General features: G+C 52.1%; 13 protein-coding genes and 1 tRNA gene. 10 read left to right on the top strand and 4 right to left on the bottom strand.

Translation table 11 applies throughout. The features are described 5' to 3' along the window. Nucleotides 1-68: 68 nt before the first annotated feature. On the bottom strand, nt 69-593 hold the full coding sequence (locus ACKI5T_RS16600; RefSeq protein WP_407438857.1) for a fimbrial protein: 525 nt from the start codon (nt 591-593) through the stop codon (nt 69-71). A gap of 313 nt (nt 594-906) precedes the next feature. Here ACKI5T_RS16600 and ACKI5T_RS16595 point away from each other — a divergent pair, with 313 nt between their 5' ends. Beyond that, nucleotides 907-1,545, top strand: coding sequence for a helix-turn-helix domain-containing protein (locus ACKI5T_RS16595; RefSeq protein ID WP_407438855.1), 639 nt, complete (start codon nt 907-909; stop codon nt 1,543-1,545). 117 nt (nt 1,546-1,662) lie between these two features. Here the strand turns inward: ACKI5T_RS16595 and ACKI5T_RS16590 are convergent, their stop codons facing one another. Next, complete coding sequence (locus ACKI5T_RS16590; protein ID WP_407439005.1) at nt 1,663-1,875, bottom strand: helix-turn-helix domain-containing protein; 213 nt, start codon at nt 1,873-1,875, stop codon at nt 1,663-1,665. A gap of 154 nt (nt 1,876-2,029) precedes the next feature. On the opposite strand from ACKI5T_RS16590, the gene ACKI5T_RS16585 reads away from it, so the two are divergent. From ACKI5T_RS16585 to ACKI5T_RS16550, 8 genes are all read left to right on the top strand, one after another. Continuing rightward, the gene (locus tag ACKI5T_RS16585; RefSeq protein WP_407438853.1) at nt 2,030-2,578 is read left to right on the top strand and encodes a fimbrial protein; all 549 of its coding nucleotides are present in this window, start codon (nt 2,030-2,032) and stop codon (nt 2,576-2,578) included. 105 nt (nt 2,579-2,683) lie between these two features. Next, nucleotides 2,684-3,253 (top strand): fimbrial protein, encoded by a 570-nt coding sequence (locus tag ACKI5T_RS16580; protein ID WP_407438851.1) that lies wholly within the window; start codon nt 2,684-2,686, stop codon nt 3,251-3,253. Nucleotides 3,254-3,285: 32 nt separating this feature from the next. Then, on the top strand, nt 3,286-4,041 hold the full coding sequence (locus ACKI5T_RS16575) for a molecular chaperone (RefSeq protein ID WP_407438849.1): 756 nt from the start codon (nt 3,286-3,288) through the stop codon (nt 4,039-4,041). A gap of 165 nt (nt 4,042-4,206) precedes the next feature. Further along, complete coding sequence (locus ACKI5T_RS16570; protein ID WP_407438847.1) at nt 4,207-6,552, top strand: fimbria/pilus outer membrane usher protein; 2,346 nt, start codon at nt 4,207-4,209, stop codon at nt 6,550-6,552. An 11-nt stretch (nt 6,553-6,563) separates the two neighbouring features. Next, nucleotides 6,564-7,544 carry a fimbrial protein gene (locus ACKI5T_RS16565; protein ID WP_407438845.1) on the top strand — a complete coding sequence of 327 codons (981 nt, stop codon included), beginning with the start codon at nt 6,564-6,566 and terminating at the stop codon, nt 7,542-7,544. 85 nt (nt 7,545-7,629) lie between these two features. Then, the gene (locus tag ACKI5T_RS16560) at nt 7,630-8,019 is read left to right on the top strand and encodes a fimbrial protein (protein ID WP_407438843.1); all 390 of its coding nucleotides are present in this window, start codon (nt 7,630-7,632) and stop codon (nt 8,017-8,019) included. Between the two features lie 141 nt (nt 8,020-8,160). Further along, complete coding sequence (locus ACKI5T_RS16555) at nt 8,161-9,555, top strand: NCS2 family protein (RefSeq protein ID WP_407438841.1); 1,395 nt, start codon at nt 8,161-8,163, stop codon at nt 9,553-9,555. Nucleotides 9,556-9,675: 120 nt separating this feature from the next. Next, nucleotides 9,676-11,397, top strand: coding sequence for an AsmA family protein (locus ACKI5T_RS16550; RefSeq protein WP_407438839.1), 1,722 nt, complete (start codon nt 9,676-9,678; stop codon nt 11,395-11,397). A gap of 422 nt (nt 11,398-11,819) precedes the next feature. Here ACKI5T_RS16550 and yicI read toward each other — a convergent pair whose 3' ends face one another. Together yicI and ACKI5T_RS16540 are read right to left on the bottom strand one after the other, a co-directional pair. Then, the gene (yicI, locus tag ACKI5T_RS16545) at nt 11,820-14,138 is read right to left on the bottom strand and encodes an alpha-xylosidase (protein WP_407438837.1); all 2,319 of its coding nucleotides are present in this window, start codon (nt 14,136-14,138) and stop codon (nt 11,820-11,822) included. A 20-nt stretch (nt 14,139-14,158) separates the two neighbouring features. Then, nucleotides 14,159-15,544 (bottom strand): glycoside-pentoside-hexuronide family transporter, encoded by a 1,386-nt coding sequence (locus tag ACKI5T_RS16540; protein ID WP_407438835.1) that lies wholly within the window; start codon nt 15,542-15,544, stop codon nt 14,159-14,161. A gap of 287 nt (nt 15,545-15,831) precedes the next feature. On the opposite strand from ACKI5T_RS16540, the gene ACKI5T_RS16535 reads away from it, so the two are divergent. Next, a tRNA-Sec gene (locus ACKI5T_RS16535) sits at nt 15,832-15,926 on the top strand. Nucleotides 15,927-15,930 lie beyond the last annotated feature (4 nt).

The following is a 15,930-nucleotide window of genomic DNA, read 5'->3' as shown; positions in this document are numbered from 1 at the left end:
AATAACCTTTAAATAAACACGGGCCAATGGGCATCGGCCCGTGATGCGGAGTTAAAACTAAGGGCTAATTAGTTGTAATTTACTGTGAACTGCGCAGTAGAGTTTGCAGGGCCTGCAGTGACAGCCGTTTCCATTTGCTTATAGCGTGCATAGAATGGCATTTCGTTTGCGCCTTCTACCAGAGTCACACTGGTTGATGGTGTGAACAGAGGCACTACGGTCTGGGTGCTGTCAGACAATTCGATTGCTACCCCAGTCGCCACACCCGTTTCATCCGTTAATGCTAAAACACTGTCATCACCCTTATAACCGGTACCATCAAATTTCACGCTGGCACTGGTAACAGTACTTGGACAATCTTTCATTTTAAGGATAAATTTCGTTGCGGAGGCAACAGAGTCTTTTCCAGTAAATGCTGTCTTGGCCACTTTACCCAGATCAACGGTCATTGTATTACTCGCGCCAATATCAATGGTGCAAGCGGAATCAATGATTTCACCTGTAAACTTCACCGTACCATCATTTGCAAAAACCGGTACACTGGAAACTGCGCATGCAATAGATAATGTGGTGAGAAGTAAAATTTTTTTCATTTTAAAGCGTCCTTTATTTATTCCGGTTATAAACTTTGCAATTAGTCGCAGGTCAAACCATTTAACCTGCCTGGATAACCACAGACACAATAAAAGCCGTAATACTGACGTAAAGTATTATTGCTGGATATTTATTGTTCTGGGCTGGGTTCTATTTTCGGACAGCAGTCAATTTTCGTCCATCACTTGCATGTCTATTTTTGGAGCGTCTGAGTTTCCGTTATAACTAATAAAAAGAGGCCTTTGTATAACTCATTGGAAAAATGAGGTTTTAGTGCTAAATTTAACGCTATTACTCTCAGTGGGTTATGATATGAGCCGTGATCTGTATGAAGTGATGAAGGAAGTCTCTCCTTACGTGCTTGAATTGGTCGAGCGTATGAGCCCGTCCCTTCAATTTAAGGCGTATCCGCCTAACAGCAAGTTCAGCTTTGGCACAGGGGCAGCACAGAAGTGCATTATCATACGAGGCGGACTGGTGACCGTTCATCTTGATGCTGACCAGCTGATGCTTGGCGGTGTACTGACGGGGCCTACCATCCTTGGGCTTTGCAGCCTGAAGACCGATCAGGTGCAATGTGCCCTCAAAACCCGCACGGCGTGCCAGATGGCGATAGTCACCATGGATGAGGTCTATGCTATCCTGGCAAAAGAAAACATATGGGAACTCTTCGCCAGGCATTTGCAGGTGTTAAGCAATAAATTTTTGCTTAACACCTATGTTCTCATCGCTGAAAATGCCTACAGCCTGATACGCCATCAGCTCTTCGAACTGATGCATGAGCCGGAGAGTTTTCGCGCGCATACCCCCGTAGAACATTACATTCGCGACAAAACCCGTCTGTCTCGCAGCGGGATAATGAGCATTCTTTCCAAACTAAAACAAGGAGGGTATGTTGTCATTGAAAAAGGAATACTTATTAGTATTAATAAGTTGCCACTTAAATACTGATAGATATAACTTAAACATACCCCACCTTCCCTGTTTTAGGGTTATTGCGGACTTGCTCAATAACCAGAACACAGCCTATTCTTCTGCTGCATCAAGGATTCACGGTAGCATAAATCACTAATCCAGAAGTAAATTCATAACATTCTTTAGCACACCATTTTTTATCGTTATATAGCCCCCTGATCGTAGCTGCGCAAGAATACGCATGATGCCACTTCGTGACAGAAACGCACGCTCGAGAATATTAATGATGATTGAAGTGCTATACGACAGACATCCTGAACGACAATCCTGGTCATTCCCGCCAAAACAAAAATAATCACAACGCATTGAATCAAATAAAATACCTCTCAGCAATGTAGCGCGTGTCTAATAACAGACATCAAACATATTGCAAGCAAGAGTTACCCTCAGGGATAATTAGGCTGCTATTGAATGACATGGCTTAACAATTTTTATATTTCATTATTTAAGGGACTTAAAAATGAACATGATTAGAAAAACTACGCTTTCCGCAGCAGTCGCGTTGGTATTTATGGCTTCCGTTGGTTCTGCTAATGCCTATACAGGTTCCGAAACCTACCCGCTGACAGTGACGGGAACAGTAGAATCAAATCCTTGTGTTGTCACCGTACCATCCACTCTGGATTTGGGGACCACCAACGCAGATTCAGTGAAAAGCACGGGTGCAACCAATCCAACTGGCGGAACCATCGGGGCGCTTTCGATTAATATCAGCAACTGTGCAGACAATCAGATGGCACAACTGAAAATAACCGGCACAGCCGATGCAAGTGATACCACTGTGCTCGCGAACGCCACCTCGGCTGGTTCTGCAACTAATGTCGGTGTTGCATTCTGGAAGATGACAGGCGACCACGAGCAAGTAAAAGTCAACGGTGCTCCGCTTGCTGCAATCTCCGCAAACGGCAATATGATGAATTTGTTGGCTAAGGTCGTTAAAACTGGCACTGACGCCGTGGAACCGGGAACTATTGATGCAACTGCAACAATCCAGATTGATTTTCTCTAAGTTTTTTTCTGTTTCCAGAAAATTACCCATGTAAATCTCTTTTAATTATCAACCGTGAATTATCACCGTAAGTTTTCAATAATTCGGTTGATTAAGGAATGCAGTATGTTTATCAATAAAAACTATCGCAAATATTGTGCTATCGCGGCATGCTTAGTTCCGGTGCTTATAGCGGGCACAGCCAGTGCGACAACGAATACACCACATGAACTAAAAATCACTGGTGAAGTAATAGGTAATCCATGTGAGGTTACTCTTCCTGCTGCAGTCAGCTATGGTAACTTCAACAACGCACAAATAGGTCGTGATACCACTCAACCGCCCAGTAATATGCAACCCATCGAAATTTATTTTCGTAAATGCACGGAAAAACAAAAAGCCACAATTTCATTTGTAGGTACCGCGGGTGCGTATAATCAACACGTATTTGCTAACACGGCAACTGACAACCCAGCCACCAATGCTGCTATTGGTTTCTGGGGATATGATCAGGAAGGAAATTGGGATTATATTGACGCAAATACCGGGGAGACAATTTCATTTGATGCCTCTGGTTCTGGCACTGATGGAACTCGCCGTATTATGCTCGTCACTGGCGTGGTACGTGATGACCCCGGCATGGTTTCACCGGGTAATGTTTCAGCGGATGTTTCTGTAAAAATAAACTATCTCTGAACTTAACTCCCCTCACCAAGCTGGCAAATCATATGCCAGCTTTTTTATTAATAGTTATTGATGGCATATATAATATGAAAATAAAATCGGTTGTACTTCCACTGATTCTGCTGGGCACTTTTTTACCCAATGCGTACGCATCTGTTTCACTCAGTGCCAACAGACTCATTTATCGCCAAGCGGAACCGGATGCGACCATCACGGTAATCAATGCCGATAAACGTAATTATTTGGTACAAAGCTGGGTGGATGCAAACGGCAACCCGGATTATACCGGTAAAAAGCTTCCTTTTGTGGTGACCCCCCCGCTGTTCCAGCTCACCGCGGGTAGTGAAAGCATCACCCAGATTATCTACCAGGGAAGTGGGCTACCGACCGACCGTGAAACTCTGCTCTGGTTAAACGTCCGATCCATTCCTTCCCTCACGGATAGTGAGGTCAGTCTAAAAAACAAACTGGCCGTTGCCGTTATTGAGCGTATCAAAGTCATTTTCCGTCCAACAGGCGTGCCCGATAATAATGAAGCCACTATCAAAAATATTACCTGGAGCAAATCCTCTGCAGGCGAGGTGAAGGCGACGAATAACTCTCCTAATTATGCGGTCCTCGATAAAATCACGATTAATGGTGAAGAAATTAAGATTTCGGCAGAAACCAATAATAGCGTCATCCCCCCCAAAGGCAGTAAAGCGTTCTCAATTAAGAATAGCACCGCTGGTTTCACTGTTACCTGGTCTGGTATTAACGATTTTGGCGTTAGCAGCAAACCTTTTTCGTTTAAATCATAAATTTGAGTAAGTTTTGTTATGCAGCCCCTGACTAAATTTTTTAACTTCGCCGTTGTTGGGCTGGTTTTATTTTCCGGAAAAATAGCCTTCTCTGCCGATCATTATGACGCCGCTATGCTTAATGCTATTGGCGGTGCTCCGACGATTAATAATCTGGATAAGATTATGAGTAATACCTTTAATGAAGGCAGTTATCACGTCAGGCTGAAGGTTAATGATAAAGAGTTTGGTGCCCGAGATTTGTTCTTAGCTAAAGATGTGAAGGGAAATGCAACCCCGTGCCTGACGTATAAAGATTATAAGAGTATTGGGGTGGACTTCTCGGCTCAGGGCGTAACGCTTAACGACTCTGATTTTGATCATGCTGAATGTGTAACGCTGGCAAAAGCGATTGAACAGGCCGAATCCCATTTCAATCAGGCCCAAATGAAGGTCTCGATTACTATTCCCCAGGCCATGCTATTGCAAATTAGCGATGACGAGGTGCCAGCAGACGAGTGGGACGAAGGGATCCCTGCCCTGATGACGGAATACCAAATATCCGGGTCTCGCGATATTGCAGGCCACAGTGGCACGGGGTCGGAAACCTTCGCAAACCTGATGAATGGTATCAACCTCGGCGCGTGGCGGTTACGTAATAACGGCTCTGTGTCTTCGGAGGAAGGAAAGTCTGCGAAGTGGAGCAGTAATAGTACCTATGTTGAACGCGCCATCGCCGCTCTGAAAGGGGAATTGGTCATGGGTGATACTTTTACCGGTGGCGACACCTTTGACAGCGTGCGCATCAATGGCGTACAGCTTGCAACCGACATGGATATGTATCCTGGCAATATGTCAGGGTTTGCGCCGACTGTGCGCGGTATTGCGAAGAGCAATGCCAAAGTGACCATTCGCGATCACGACAATATTATTTATCAAACCAATGTTCCTCCTGGTCCCTTTGCTATCAACCAGCTCACCCCGGTTTCAACCGGAGGCAACCTCGACGTTACCATCACAGAAGCAGATGGTTCGGAAACCCATTATGTCCAGGCATACGCTTCGGTCCCTACGCTGCTGCGTGCGAAGCAGATCAAATACAATCTCGCTTTAGGCCGTTATTCCGCTGACGAGGGTACAAACTCCGTGTCATCGCCGGATGTTGCCCAGGCGACGCTGGCATATGGACTACCCTACAATATGACGCTGCTAAGCGGAGCCATGAGCACCGATCGCTATCACGCCTTGAACCTCGGGCTTGGGCTTGATTTAGGGTTGGCAGGGGCCTTGTCAGAAGATATCACCTTTGAGAAATCCCGGGCAGCAAGCCGCCAGCAATCGGCCAGCCAGGGGAATAGCCTTCGCCTCTCCTATGCCAATTACATTACGCCGACGGATACCACTATCCAGCTTACCGATCGCCGTTATTCCGGTAGTTTCCGCTCGCTGGCAGATTCACTGAAAATGGAAAATGATGGCAACAACGACGATGACAGCACGTTATCCAGCCAGACATCACTGTCGATAAACCAGAATATGGGTGCCGGGCGCTCATTTTACCTGTCGGCGAACAATACCCGCTATCAGAACGACAACAGCAATAAGATGTACCAGACGGGGCTGAATTTGCAGATTGATAAATACAGCCTGTCACTGGGGTTCAACATGTCTAAAGACCGGAGTGATAGCGACTGGGACAAACAGGTGACCCTGAGCGTGTCGGGTACATTTAGTGATTTCCTCTCCAGGCCGTCAGTAACGTATATGGCCAACGGAAACCTTAAAAAAGATGTATCTCAGTCACTTGGCGTGACGGGTTATCTTCTTGACGCCAATGCACTGAACTATGGCGTAAAAATGGGTTATGACAAAAAAGATGGCGGCACCAGCGGCGACAACGGCAGCCTCAATCTGGGATATGACGGACGGATGGGCAACGCGACTGTCGCTTACAACCAGGATCCTGACCGCAAACAAGTCACCTGGGGTATGAACGGCGGCATGATCCTGCACCGTCACGGCCTGACGTTTGCCCCTTATGCACAAGGCGCGCAGGCGCTGGTCAGTGCCCCTGGCGCTGCGCACACCGGTTTAACCAACGGAAAAAATCTCAGTACCGACTGGCGCGGTTATACCGCCGTTCCAGATATTTCACCTTACAGCCGAGAGCAGATCCAATTCGATCCTCACAAAGTTGACCGCCATGTGACGCTGAAAAGCATCTCCACCACCGTCGTACCGACGAAAGATGCCATCGTGCTGGCGCAGTTTGAAGCCACTTCAGGCCGCAAGGTTATGGCAACGCTTACCACAAATGGTATAGCGCTGCCGTTTGGTTCAATGGTTACGCTGGAGGGTTCGCCGGGCCGCTTTTTCGTTGGCGACCAGGGCGTTGTCTATTTTGATGGCGCTCAGGAAGAGGGCGAATTACGGGTCTCGCTTGAAAATAATCAAAGCTGCCGTGCGCCTTTCAAACTGTCTGAAGAGACGGCAGAGATGCTTGTCACCATGATCACGCTGGAATGCCATTAAGGATGCGCGCGATGAGCCTGAAATCTATTTTTCCCCATTTACTTGCCCTTGGCCTGTGTATTTTTTCGACGTACGGCCATTGCTGTAATGACAATACCGCCGGGGTGCTCTCCATCGACATGGATGCGGTGCTCCAAAAGGATATAGAAACCGCCCCCGTTGGCAGTACCTTGTATGTCAAACGCGGCATACTGGGCAATCTGGCGCATAACGACGCAGAGTTGCTGTGTGGTAAACCCGGTGAAAATCGGCCTGTTACCGTGAACGGCCTGATGACAGGAACAATGACCGGGGATCATGTGTATGAAACCAGCATGCCAGGCATTGGCATCCGCGTCAGCTTCTTTATCCGCCACGCCGGGTTTAACGCATGGAAACCGTTAAACAGTCAGGTTCAGGGTCCGTTAGCGGCCGACAAAACGCTGCGCGCCAGTGATGTGTTACTGAAAATCGAACTGATCAAGATGGCAGAAGTTGCTCCAGGCGGCGTAGTGACCTGGCAGGCGCCACAGTTACTGACGTTCTATGACGCCCAGGGTCAGCAAAAAAGTATGGTCAGAATGGCCCTGCGTGGGCATCTTCCTGATGCCCATTGTGATCTCAACCTGGAACAGCAGATTGTCGCTTTGCCTCATACCCAGCCAGATAAATTGTTAAGTGCAAAACGCATGAACTCTGCCCCACTGGGCATTTCGCTTCAGTGTTCCGGGAATGTGAATAATGTGTCGATGACAGTATTCGGACGTGCATGGGATACCGCCCGGGGGATTTTGCAATTAAAGGATGTGCCGGGTAGCGCAACCGGGATAGGGTTGCAATTGTGGTATCAAAGCAACCCGCTACCAATTGGGCAGCCGGTCAATATTATGGATTTTGCAGCAAACGGTCAGTCATACCCGCTACCCGTCAGTGTAAGCTATGCACGAACGGAGGGGCCTGTTATGCCCGGTAAGGCTGAAGCTCTGCTGGTGATTAAACTCAATTATCTTTAATCCACTGTCCCTGACAGGATCGGTTATATACCCGTGATCATTGAAGATGCAAGACGATAACGCCACTAGCCCTGTGAATATTCACATGTCAATTGAAGGTGGCGATCAATGCACGGCAATGGTTGCTCAGGGCAAAATTGCCTATCGCTTCTCCGGCACGGCGGATAACGCCGACGGTACCGCGCTGGCAAACAGCCTGACTGACGCGACGGCCGCTAAAGGCGTCGCAATCGGCATTTTTGATGCGGATAACAAGCCTGTGGAAGTGAACACCGGGTTGTTACCGGCTACCACTGACACCGTTTTTGCCCTGCAGATGGTCCAGCTCAAAGGTCAGGACGCAGTGGGTAACATCAACACTGCGGTGACTATCGAAGTCGAACGTCTGTCATCCCTCAAGACCATCTTCGGATGGTTTTTTTGCCCACTGAAACCACACTTCTGCCTCAGATTCATTCTTCGCACATCGCGTTGATGCGCAGATAACCCTTATTCGTCGTCAGATCTCACGCAAAACGCTTACCGGCTAAACCTGTTTCTTTTTTCGCTCGCAACCGTTTGCTTTTACCATCTGGTCAGATAAAATGCCCGCTTTTCCACCGTGGGATTGCCACCGATGTCCGCTAACGCCATAGAGTCTCAAGATGCGCAACCGATTGCGCAGATTCAGCATAACAGTGAATTAATCTACCGCCTCGAAGACCGCCCCCCGCTGGCGCAGACTCTGTTCGCCGCCTGTCAGCATCTGCTGGCCATGTTTGTGGCGGTGATCACCCCGGCGCTGCTGATTTGTCAGGCGCTTGGGCTACCGGCGCAGGATACCCAGCACATCATCAGCATGTCCCTCTTCGCCTCCGGTGTGGCGTCGATTATTCAGATCAAAGCCTGGGGTCCGGTGGGATCGGGTTTGCTCTCAATCCAGGGCACCAGCTTTAACTTTGTTGCACCGCTGATTATGGGCGGAACGGCACTCAAAACCGGCGGCGCAGATGTGCCAACGATGATGGCGGCGCTGTTCGGCACGCTGATGCTGGCAAGCTGCACGGAAATGGTTATCTCCCGCGTGCTGCACATGGCGCGCCGCGTTATTACACCGCTGGTTTCCGGCGTGGTGGTGATGATTATCGGCCTGTCGTTGATTCAGGTGGGCCTGACGTCCATCGGTGGCGGCTACGCGGCGATGAGCGATAACACCTTTGGCGCACCGAAAAACCTGCTGCTGGCGGGCGTTGTGCTGGCCATCATTATTCTGCTCAACCGTCAGCGTAACCCGTATCTGCGCGTGGCTTCCCTGGTGATCGCCATGGCCGCCGGGTATTTAATGGCGTGGGCGCTGGGCATGTTGCCGGAAAATACCGCGCCAACTCACAGCCCAATGATTATGGTGCCGACGCCGCTCTATTACGGCCTGGGCATCGACTGGAACCTGCTCCTGCCGCTGATGCTGGTCTTTATGATTACCTCTCTGGAAACCATCGGCGATATCACGGCGACCTCTGACGTCTCCGAGCAGCCCGTTTCTGGCCCGGTTTATATGAAGCGTCTGAAGGGCGGCGTGCTGGCGAACGGTTTGAATTCATTCGTCTCGGCGGTGTTCAATACTTTCCCGAACTCCTGCTTCGGCCAGAACAACGGCGTGATCCAGTTGACCGGCGTAGCCAGCCGCTATGTGGGCTTTGTGGTTGCGCTGATGCTGATCGTGCTCGGCCTGTTCCCGGCAGTGAGTGGTTTTGTACAGCATATTCCGGAACCGGTTCTGGGTGGCGCAACGCTTGTGATGTTCGGCACCATCGCGGCATCTGGCGTTCGCATCGTGTCGCGTGAGCCGCTGAACCGCCGCGCAATCATGATTATCGCGCTGTCCCTAGCCGTCGGCCTGGGTGTGTCTCAGCAGCCGCTGATCCTGCAGTTCGCGCCAGATTGGGTGAAAAACCTGCTCTCCTCGGGCATCGCCGCGGGCGGTATCACCGCTATCGTTCTGAACCTCGTTTTCCCGCCTGAAAAAAACTGATTCTCCTTCACGGCAGGCATTAACGGCCTGCCGTGAAATCTAAATACACCATTCCCGCCTTGAGGATTGCGCATAAATCGTGCATAACTCCTTTATGTGCGTTTGACGGGATGGAAGACCATGAAATTTATTGGAAAGCTGCTCATCTGGATTCTGATTGCGGTACTGATCGTAATCCTGGCCCTCTATATTCTGGTGCAAACCCGCTGGGGCGCGGCTCAGGTCAGTAGTTGGGTCACGGTAAATACTGATTACGAGCTTAACTTCGACCTGATGGATCACCGCTTTTCATCGCCTTCACATATCATTCTGGAAAACGTCACCTTTGGCCGCGACGGCAAACCCGCAACGTTAGTTGCCAAAACTGTCGATATCGGCCTGAGCAGCCGACAAGTCACCGATCCACTGCATATGGATACCATCACGCTGCGCGACGGCACGTTAAATCTCTCCCCGCAGACTGCGCCGTTACCTTTCCAGGCCGACCGGCTGCAATTGAATAATATGGCGTTTAACAGCCCGAATACCGAGTGGGACCTGAGCGCGCAAAAAGTCACCGGCGGCGTAAGCCCATGGCAACCAGAAGCGGGCAACGTGCTGGGTAAAAAAGCGCATATTCAGATGAGCGCCGGATCGCTCACGCTCAACGGCGTGCCTGCCAGCAACGTGCTCATTCAGGGCGAACTCAACGGTAAAGAAGTGATTCTGAGCACCATCGGCGCGGATATGGCGCGCGGATCGCTCACCGGCATTGCGGGGCGCAACGCTGATGGCGGTTGGGTTATCGACACCCTGCGACTCAACGATATTCGCTTGCAAAGTGACAAATCGCTTCTGGATCTCTTTGCCCCGATCACCACGCTGCCATCGTTGCAGGTGGGCCGTCTCGACGTCACCGATGCGCGTCTGCAAGGACCCGACTGGGCGGTCACCGATCTCGATTTAAGTCTGCGCAACCTGACGCTGAGCAAAGGCGACTGGCAGACGCAGGAAGGGCGTTTATCCATGAACGCCAGCGAGTTTATCTACGGGTCGCTGCATCTTTTCGACCCGATTCTGAATGCGGAGTTCGGCCCACAGGGCATCGCGCTGCGTCAGTTCACTTCCCGCTGGGAAGGCGGCATGGTGCGTACGTCCGGCAACTGGCTGCGTAACGGTAAAGCGCTGGTGCTGGATGATGTCGCCGTGGCAGGCCTGGAATACACCCTACCGCAGAACTGGAAAACGCTGTGGATGGACCCGCTCCCGGAATGGCTCAACGCGGTGACGCTGAAAAAATTCGGTCTGAGCCGAAATCTGGTGATTGATATCGACCCGACGTTCCCGTGGCAAATCACGTCGCTCGACGGCTACGGCGCAAATCTGCGCCTGGCGAAAGACCGCCAGTGGGGTATTTGGGGCGGCAATGCCACATTGAATGGCGCGGCAGCGACGTTTAACCGCGTGGATGTGCGTCGCCCGTCGCTGGCACTCGCGGCCGACGCCTCAGCGGTGAACATCACGGAGTTGAGTGCATTCACCGAGAAAGGGATTCTGGAAGCCACGGCGGCGGTTTCGCAATTGCCGCCACGCCAGACCACCGTCAGCCTGAACGGGCGCGGCGTACCGTTTAAAATTTTGCAACAGTGGGGCTGGCCTGAATTACCGATCGCGGGTGACGGCAACGTGCAACTCACCGCCAGCGGCAGCATTCAGGCGAAAGCACCGCTGAAACCCACAGTGAACGGCAAGCTGAGCGCGGTGAATATGGATAAACAGAAGGTGGAGCAGAAAATGACGGCGGGCCAGGTAAGCACGATTTCACAGCCAACGGTTCTACCCTCACCCCAGCCCTCTCCCTGAGGGAGAGGGAGAAAACCGGAGCCAGCCGTAGCCGTTGTTTCAGCGTCAACCCTACCAAACAATCCCCTCTCCTTAAGGAAGAGGGGAAAACCGAATCGCGTGGCGATTTCTCTCTCTGCGTCAATCCGCGCCTAACAATTCCACCTCCCTTAGGGCGAAGGGAAAAAGCGAATCAAGCTGCGACTTCTCTCTCTGCATCAGACCGCACCTAACGATTCCCTCTCCCTTAGGGCGAAGGGAATAAGCGAATCAAGCTGCGACTTCCCTCTCTGCATCAGACCGCGCCTAACAATCCCCTCTCCCTTAGGGCGAAGGGAAAAAGCGAATCAATCTGCGGCTTCTCTCTCTGCATCAGACCGCACCTAACAATTCCCTCTCCCTTAGGGAGAGGGTTAGGGTGAGGGTAAAGGAAAAACGCAATACTACAGCGTAACTACTACCTCATTTCCCTGGGCACTCACCACCACGCCCCACTCGCTTCCGGCCTGAGAACCGCCAGTCACGCCGCCGATCCGCTGCACGTTACGCAAACAAATCGACCAGCCTCTCGCCTCACCCTCAGCGTTAATCGTCACTTTGTCACCCGCACGAGACGCTTTAAGCGTAAACACTACCGAACCGTCTGCCGCAGGCACTTCGCTTATCGCTGAACATCCATCGCCCAGGCTAAACAGCTGGAATTGCGTCCCGTCGTTCCACGCATAATCCGGCTTCTGGCTGTTATTGCCGAGCGCCAGCAACGTGTTTTCGCGCACATAAACAGGCAGGCTCTGGAAGTCGTGCTGCTGTTTATGCCAGCGGCTGCCCTGGATTTCGTCGTTGTGCCACAGGTGAGTCCAGCGGCCTTCCGGCAGATAGAACTGTACATCACCCGCTTCGGAGAACACCGGCGCCACCATCACGGAATCCCCCAGCATGTACTGACGGTCGAGGTAGTCGCACGCCGGATCGTCCGGGAACTCCAGCATCATCGCGCGCAGCATCGGTGTGCCGAACTCGCGCGCCAGCGCCGCCTGACGATACAGATACGGCATCATCCGGCATTTCAGCTGCGTGAAATGACGCACCACATCGCACGACTCGTCATCGTACGCCCACGGCACACGATAGGATTTACTCCCGTGCAGGCGGCTGTGGCTCGACAACAGCCCGAACGCGCACCAGCGTTTATAGACGTGTGCGGGCGCGGTATTTTCAAATCCGCCGATATCGTGACTCCAGAAGCCAAAGCCCGACAGGCCGATGGACAGCCCACCGCGCAGGCTTTCCGCCATCGATTCATAGTTCGCGTAGCAGTCGCCGCCCCAGTGCACCGGGAATTTTTGCGCGCCCACAGAGGCGGAACGGGCAAACAGCACCGCCTCGCCTTCGCCCACGGTCTCTTTCAGCACGTCCCACACCAGCTCGTTATAGATGTAGGCATAATGGTTGTGCATCTTCTGCGGATCGGAGCCGTCATGCCACCGCACATCGGTCGGGATACGCTCGCCAAAGTCAGTCTTGAAACAATCGACGCCGATATCCACCAGCCCTTTCAGCTTGTCGGCGTACCATTTGCAGGCGTCTGGATTTGTGAAATCGTAAATCGCCAGCCCCGGCTGCCACTTATCCCACTGCCACACCGAGCCGTCCGGGCGCTTCAGCAAATAGCCCTTTTCTTTCAGTTCCTGGAACACTGGCGATTTTTGGCCGATATACGGGTTAATCCACACACAGACCTTCAGCCCTTTGTCCTTCAGGCGGCGAATCATTCCTTCGGGATCGGGGAACGTCACCGGGTCCCACTCAAAATCGCACCACTGGAAAGCCTTCATCCAGAAGCAGTCGAAATGGAACACGTGCAGCGGCAGGTCGCGATCGGCCATGCCGTCGATAAAGCTGTTCACCGTCGCTTCGTCATAATTAGTGGTAAAAGACGTGGTGAGCCACAGGCCAAACGACCACGCAGGCGGCAGCGCCGGGCGGCCAGTAAATTGCGTATAACGATTCAAAACCTCTTTTGGCGTCGGCCCGTCGATCACGAAATATTCCAGATACTCGCCTTCCACGCTGAACTGCACTTTTGAGACTTTTTCAGAACCCACTTCGAACGACACGTTCTCCGGATGATTCAACAGCACGCCATACCCGCGGTTCGTCAGGTAGAACGGAATGTTTTTATACGACTGCTCGGTGCTGGTGCCGCCATCGCGGTTCCAGGTTTCAACGGTCTGGCCATTTCGCACCAGCGCGGTAAAACGCTCGCCAAGGCCGTACACCGCTTCACCCACGCCCAAATCCAGGCGCTCAAACATGTAGTTGCGGTCAGTGTTTCCGTCCTGAACGTAGCCGTTATTTTTTAGCTGACTGCCGGTAATTCGCTGGCCGTCGCGCAGGAAATCCAGCGCCCAGAATTCCCCTTTGGTCACGCGTACGCTGATGTTTCCGCTTTTCAGCTCGGCAAAATCTGCGTTGTTGTCGATCTGCACGTTGACGTCTTTCAGAACATTGAGCGGATAATGCGGGCCGTTATCCAGCGCGCCCTGGAAATGCTCGATGCGCACGCCCACAATCCCTTCCTGCGGAGCAAACAGGCGCACCGTGAACATCAACGTGTCGAGCTGCCAGGTGCGCTCGCGCACGTCACGCGGCGCTACATATACCACCAGGTCATTGCCCTGCAGCTCCACCTCAAACACCTGCACCGGATAGGTCACGTTCAGACCCGGTTGAATGAGCCAGTTTCCATCACTGATTTTCATCTTTCGTCCTCTTAGTTCTGTCATTCTTTGCTGACCGGCAGGTCGTCAAATTCCTGCTGGTTGCGGCGCGCGCCTTGCGCCAGCTCGCCCATGATTTTGGTCAGGAAGGGGGTTTTTAGGGTGTAATAGCGTTTGGCGACAATCGCGCTCAGCACGTAGCACAGCGCAGGTGCGAGCGTGAACAGGCCAATGATGATGTTGATGGTGGCGCTGTTTTGCGTTTTGGCTGCGGCATCGTAGCCGCCCCCTGCAAGCATCCAGCCAATCATCGCCCCGCCCAGCGCCAGGCCGAGCTTCAGCACGAACAGCGTGCCCGCAAAGCTGATGCCGGTAAGGCGCTTGCCGTTGGTCCATTCGCCGTAATCCACGGTGTCGGACATCATCACCCACTGAATTGGCGTCACCAGCTGATGCAGCACGCCAATCACGAAGATAAAGCTGAACATCATTATCGTGGCGTGCATCGGCACGAAGAACATCGCCACGCTGACCACCGCCAGCGCGGCGTTGGTCCACCAGAAGACGCTGACTTTGCACTTCCAGTCGGTAAGCGGTTTCGCCAGCGCGGAGCCAATCAGGTTGCCGACGCAGTAGGTGGTGAGGAATGCGACGAAGACTTCCGGCGAGCCCATAATCCAGGTACAGTAATACATCATCGCCCCGCCGCGCACGCAGACCGCGAGGATGTTGAGAATAGTCAGCACACCCACGATACGCCACTGGTCGTTATGCCAGATATCGCGCAGATCTTCGCGCATAGACGTGGTGCTCGGCGGCACCTGGATACGCTCTTTGGTGGTGAAAAAGCAGAACGCCAGCATCAGGAACGCGACCACCGACAGCACGGCGATCCCACCCTGGAAGCCCAGAGCCTTGTCGTCGCCGCCAATCAGATTCACCAGCGGCATCATCAGCACCGTAGAGAGCATGCCGCCCGCCGTCGCCAGCACAAAGCGCCAGGATTGCAGGGAGATGCGTTGCGTCGGGTCGTTAGTAATGACGCCGCCGAGCGCGCAGTAAGGAATATTAACCACGGTATAAAGCAGCGTCAGCAGCGTGTAGGTGACGGCGGCGTAAATCATTTTGCCGTTCAGGCTGAGATCCGGCGTGGTGTAGGCGAGCACGCAAACCAGACCAAACGGAATCGCACCAAACAAAATCCACGGACGGAATTTACCCCAGCGGCTGCGGGTACGGTCGGCCAGCAGGCCCATACACGGATCTGAAATCGCATCCAGCGCGCGCGCCAGCAGGAACATGGTGCCGACAAACCCGGCAGGGATACCGAAAATATCGGTATAAAAAAACATCATATACAACATGACGTTATCAAAGATGATATGGCTGGCGGCATCTCCCATGCCGTAGCCAATCTTTTCCTTAACAGACAAGACTTCGCTCTTCATTGTTTTAATCCTTTAACGCTGTAGTGGCGCTTAGACCGGTTACAGACGTTGTAAACCATCCCTGATAGAGCAGGTATTCTGTTTTCTGGTTAATAACTTACGATTCTTCTTTTTTGTGATCGCGGTAAAACTCGCTGCACGAAGAGATAACCCAAGGATTTTCTTAAGATTTAAGGTAAATGAGTTAATGCAGATCAAAAGAGACGTGAAAAATATGTGCGAAAGGATGGGGTAAACGATTGAAAGTAGCTATACTGCGCTCCGCCTCCATGTAGCAATCGAGGCGCGGAAGATCGTCATCTCCGGTGAGGTGGCTGGATTTCAAATCCAGTTGGGGACGCCAGCGTTCCCGGGCAGGTTCGACTCCTGTGATCTTCCGCCAATTA

The organism is Lelliottia sp., assembly GCF_045627565.1.
GTDB lineage: Bacteria > Pseudomonadota > Gammaproteobacteria > Enterobacterales > Enterobacteriaceae > Enterobacter.
Note: the sequence above shows the minus strand (reverse complement) of the source record. Positions and strands in the feature narration are given on the sequence as shown.

Bases quoted from the DNA above. Each gene is read 5' to 3' on its own strand.
- ACKI5T_RS16600 (WP_407438857.1), bottom strand. From the start codon at position 593: ATGAAAAAAATTTTACTTCTCACCACATTATCTATTGCATGCGCAGTT.
- ACKI5T_RS16595 (WP_407438855.1), top strand. From the start codon at position 907: ATGAGCCGTGATCTGTATGAAGTGATGAAGGAAGTCTCTCCTTACGTG.
- ACKI5T_RS16590 (WP_407439005.1), bottom strand. From the start codon at position 1,875: ATGCGTTGTGATTATTTTTGTTTTGGCGGGAATGACCAGGATTGTCGT.
- ACKI5T_RS16585 (WP_407438853.1), top strand. From the start codon at position 2,030: ATGAACATGATTAGAAAAACTACGCTTTCCGCAGCAGTCGCGTTGGTA.
- ACKI5T_RS16580 (WP_407438851.1), top strand. From the start codon at position 2,684: ATGTTTATCAATAAAAACTATCGCAAATATTGTGCTATCGCGGCATGC.
- ACKI5T_RS16575 (WP_407438849.1), top strand. From the start codon at position 3,286: ATGCCAGCTTTTTTATTAATAGTTATTGATGGCATATATAATATGAAA.
- ACKI5T_RS16570 (WP_407438847.1), top strand. From the start codon at position 4,207: ATGAGTAATACCTTTAATGAAGGCAGTTATCACGTCAGGCTGAAGGTT.
- ACKI5T_RS16565 (WP_407438845.1), top strand. From the start codon at position 6,564: ATGAGCCTGAAATCTATTTTTCCCCATTTACTTGCCCTTGGCCTGTGT.
- ACKI5T_RS16560 (WP_407438843.1), top strand. From the start codon at position 7,630: ATGTCAATTGAAGGTGGCGATCAATGCACGGCAATGGTTGCTCAGGGC.
- ACKI5T_RS16555 (WP_407438841.1), top strand. From the start codon at position 8,161: ATGTCCGCTAACGCCATAGAGTCTCAAGATGCGCAACCGATTGCGCAG.
- ACKI5T_RS16550 (WP_407438839.1), top strand. From the start codon at position 9,676: ATGAAATTTATTGGAAAGCTGCTCATCTGGATTCTGATTGCGGTACTG.
- yicI (WP_407438837.1), bottom strand. From the start codon at position 14,138: ATGAAAATCAGTGATGGAAACTGGCTCATTCAACCGGGTCTGAACGTG.
- ACKI5T_RS16540 (WP_407438835.1), bottom strand. From the start codon at position 15,544: ATGAAGAGCGAAGTCTTGTCTGTTAAGGAAAAGATTGGCTACGGCATG.